The 3,216-nt window shown below is 69.4% G+C and carries 4 protein-coding genes; 3 read left to right on the plus strand and 1 reads right to left on the minus strand.

What is annotated here, in order from left to right:
• Positions 1-106: 106 nt before the first annotated feature.
• Positions 107-523, minus strand: a complete 417-nt coding sequence (locus A5712_RS08990) for a PaaI family thioesterase (RefSeq protein WP_068103690.1) — start codon at positions 521-523, stop codon at positions 107-109.
• A gap of 289 nt (positions 524-812) precedes the next feature.
• Here A5712_RS08990 and A5712_RS08995 point away from each other — a divergent pair, with 289 nt between their 5' ends.
• The 3 genes from A5712_RS08995 to gndA all read left to right on the plus strand — a co-directional run.
• A complete protein-coding gene (locus A5712_RS08995) occupies positions 813-1,232 on the plus strand; it encodes a BlaI/MecI/CopY family transcriptional regulator (RefSeq protein WP_068103686.1) in 420 nt (139 codons plus the stop codon).
• 14 nt (positions 1,233-1,246) lie between these two features.
• Positions 1,247-2,197: a M56 family metallopeptidase gene (locus A5712_RS09000; RefSeq protein WP_068103688.1), complete on the plus strand. Its 951-nt coding sequence runs from the start codon at positions 1,247-1,249 to the stop codon at positions 2,195-2,197.
• Positions 2,198-2,300: 103 nt separating this feature from the next.
• Positions 2,301-3,216, plus strand: a 916-nt coding sequence (gndA, locus tag A5712_RS09005; RefSeq protein ID WP_156766488.1) for an NADP-dependent phosphogluconate dehydrogenase, incomplete at its 3' end; no start/stop codon positions are given.

The following is a 3,216-nucleotide window of genomic DNA, read 5'->3' on the forward strand; positions in this document are numbered from 1 at the left end:
ACCCTCTACGACGAAGACAAAGCCTGGGCCCACCGAGCCCCCGCCGCCGCTTGACAACTTACGAACCTGGGATGTCTTAACGCCCTGGGCGGGCGTCCGCTGCCCGCTAAGCTTCGAGGTTCTGCAGCCGCACCTGACCCCTGGCCACTACCCGATCGTCGTCGTCGGTGATGGTGACCAGCCACAGTTGCTGGCGCCGGCCGCGGTGGATCGGCTCGCCGGTGCCGTACACCGTCCCGGAGCTGATCGAGCGCAGAAAATCGGTGTTGTTGTTGACGCCGACCACGTTGCCGCCGTCGCCCTTGGCGTTCAGCCAGGTGTAGGCGGCCACGCTGGCCATGCTCTCGATCACCGAGCAGTAGACGCCGCCGTGCACGAGGCCCATGGGTTGCAACAGCTTCGGTGTGACCTCCAGTTGCGCCCGGACGCGGTCCGGGGTGAGTTCGGTGTAGTGCAGCCCCAATTCGCCGTCAAACGGCGCGGTGAAGTCCGGGGGCAACGGCGCATCGGGTGGCGGTGGCACGCTCATTTGTCTACACCATGGGTCATCGGGGCGATCGGCGAGGAAACATCCGTAGAAACGGGCGAGCCCCGCGCTGGGCACGGGGCTCGCCGATCGAGTAGACCGGGGGTCGCTGCAGCCCTCAGGACTCGCCGCGGTCATGTCGCTCGACCGCCCTCAGCATAGGCAAGGCTGCCCTAATTTCGCAAGGTATGGTTTTGCTGTGTACGGGGGGCGTCGTGCCCGGATAGATACGACGGCCGGTAGTAAGCGAGTACGCTGGTTTTGACGCTCAGGAGATGAACGCACTATGGCCAAGTTGACCCGGCTAGGGGATCTGGAACGCGCGGTGATGGACCACCTGTGGTCCACGCCGGAGCCCCAGACCGTCCGTCAAGTCCACGAGGCGCTGTCGGCGCGGCGCGACCTCGCCTACACCACGATCATGACCGTGCTGCAGCGGCTGGCCAAGAAGAACCTGGTCTCCCAGATCCGCGACGACCGCGCCCACCGCTACGCGCCGGTGCACGGCCGCGACGAGCTCGTCGCCGGGCTGATGGTGGACGCGCTGGCCCAGGCCGAGGACTCCGGGGGCCGGCAGGCCGCCCTGGTGCATTTCGTCGAGCGCGTCGGCGCCGACGAGGCGGAGGCGCTGCGGCGCGCGCTGGCCGAACTGGAAGCCAATCCGCGCAACCAAGCGCCGTCGGCTGGCGCGCCAGCGCAGGACTGAGGGAGACTGGCAGCGTGTCCGCGCTGGCCTTCTCCATCCTCGCGGTGCTGTTGGTTGGTCCGGCACCCGCTTTATTGGCACGCGCGACGTGGCCCCTGCGCGCCCCGCGTGCCGCGATGGTGTTGTGGCAGGCCGTCGCCCTCGCCGCCGTGCTCTCGGCGTTCAGCGCCGGCATCGCGATCGCCAGCCGGGTGCTGGTGCCCGGCCCCGACGGGCGGCCGACCGCCAGCGTCATGGGCGCCCCCGACCGGCTGGGCTGGCCGCTGTGGGCGGCATACATCGCCGTCTTCGCGCTGACCGTGTCGGTCGGCGTCCGGTTGATGGTCGCGGTCGCGCGGGTGGCCATCGCCAATCGGCGGCGGCGGGCCCACCATCGCATGGTCGTCGACCTGGTCGGGGTCGGCCACGGCGCGGACCTCGTCCAGCCCTGCGCCAACACCCGCGATCTGCGCGTGCTGGACGTCGCGCAACCGCTCGCCTACTGCCTGCCGGGCGTGCGCAGCCGCGTGGTGGTCAGCGAGGGAACGCTGAAGACGCTCGGCGACGCGGAGGTCTCGGCCATCCTCACCCACGAGCGCGCCCACCTGCGCGCCCGCCACGATTTGGTGCTGGAGGCTTTCACCGCGGCGCACGCCGCCTTCCCGCGGTTCGTCCGGAGCGCCAACGCGTTACGCGCGGTGCAACTGCTCGTCGAGCTTCTGGCCGACGACGCCGCGGTGCGCGCCACCGGGCGCACTCCCCTGGCCCGGGCGTTGGTCGCCTGTGCATCGGGTCGGGCGCCGTCGGGCGCGCTGGCGATGGGCGGTACCAGCACGGTGGTGCGGGTGCGGCGGCTGTCGGGCCGCGGCAACAGCCTGGTGCTGGCGGCGACCGCGTACCTGGCCGCGGCCGCGGTATTGGTGGTGCCCACCGTGGCGCTGGTGGTGCCGTGGCTCATCGAGCTGCGCCGACTGTTCAACGTCTAGCGTCGAAGTGGGCCAGCACCCTGGGATGCCTCTCGGAGTCGGCTGTGCCACAGTGTGATCCGACAGCTTGTCGGAAAAGTTCTGCGACCTGAGAGGCCAAGCCATGAGTGCCCCGAATTCCAAGAATTCTCAGACCGGTACCGCGCAGATCGGCGTCACCGGCCTCGCCGTGATGGGTTCGAACATCGCCCGCAATTTCGCCCACCACGGTTACACGGTGGCGCTGCACAACCGGTCAGTCGCCAAGACCGACGCACTGCTGAAAGAGCACGGCGACGAGGGCAAGTTCGTGCGCTCGGAGACCATCGAAGAATTCCTCGACGCGCTGGAGAAGCCCCGGCGAGTGCTGATCATGGTCAAGGCCGGCGACCCGACCGACGCCGTCATCAACGAGCTCGCCGACGCCATGGAGGAAGGCGACATCATCATCGACGGCGGCAACGCCCTGTACACCGACACCATCCGCCGGGAGAAGGCGATGCGCGAACGCGGCCTGCACTTCGTCGGCGCCGGCATCTCCGGCGGCGAGGAGGGGGCGCTCAACGGCCCGTCGATCATGCCGGGCGGCCCGGCCGAGTCCTACACGTCGCTGGGCCCGCTGCTCGAGGAGATCTCCGCGCACGTCGACGGCGTCCCGTGCTGCACCCACATCGGCCCCGACGGCGCCGGCCACTTCGTCAAGATGGTGCACAACGGCATCGAGTACTCCGACATGCAGCTGATCGGCGAGGCCTACCAGCTGCTGCGCGACGGGCTCGGCAAGACCGCCGACGAGATCGCCGACGTCTTCGACGAGTGGAACAAGGGCGACCTGGACAGCTTCCTCGTCGAGATCACCGCGAAGGTCCTGCGCCAGAAGGACGCCAAGACCGGCAAGCCGCTCGTCGACGTCATCCTCGACGAGGCCGAGCAGAAGGGCACCGGGCGCTGGACGGTGAAGTCGGCGCTGGACCTCGGGGTGCCGGTCACCGGCATCGCCGAGGCGGTGTTCGCCCGCGCGCTGTCGGGGTCTGTCACCC

The organism is Mycobacterium sp. E2327 (assembly GCF_001672675.1).
Classification (GTDB): Bacteria; Actinomycetota; Actinomycetes; order Mycobacteriales; family Mycobacteriaceae; genus Mycobacterium.